Consider the following 406-nt stretch of genomic DNA (forward strand, 5'->3'; position numbering starts at 1 on the left):
TAATCGTATTACCCGTCATGGTGATCGTATCACCATGAATAACACCAGAAGAATTGGCTAAAAGACCATCACTGCTCAGATCAACAGCACCGCTGCCAAGCAAAAAACCACCATCATTGAACAAAGTCTTCGTGGTTTTTATATGGAGTGCATTATCACTAAAGACCGCACCGCTATTGGTCAGACGTTCTGCTGCTAAAGTGATGCCATGGCCTTTTAAATGAGCACTGGCGAGACTGCCTTGGTGGGTTTGTGACCCTGATGCCAAATAAACGCGCGGCACCAAGACCTCTTTTCCATCCACAAGGTGGGTTTCAAGCCAGATCATGTCCTTTTTGATCCCAGCAATCTGCTGAGGCGTTAATGGCACTCCTAGCTCTAACCCCAAGGGTCCTTGCTGCTCTAC

Annotated in this window: 1 protein-coding gene; it reads right to left on the bottom strand. The window is 47.5% G+C overall.

The window, feature by feature from the left end:
• Window positions 1–406, bottom strand: a 406-nt coding sequence (locus J7R13_RS09175; RefSeq protein WP_208438338.1) for a hypothetical protein, incomplete at both ends; no start/stop codon positions are given.

The organism is Bartonella taylorii 8TBB (assembly GCF_902825155.1).
GTDB classification, from domain to species: domain Bacteria; phylum Pseudomonadota; class Alphaproteobacteria; order Rhizobiales; family Rhizobiaceae; genus Bartonella; species Bartonella taylorii_A.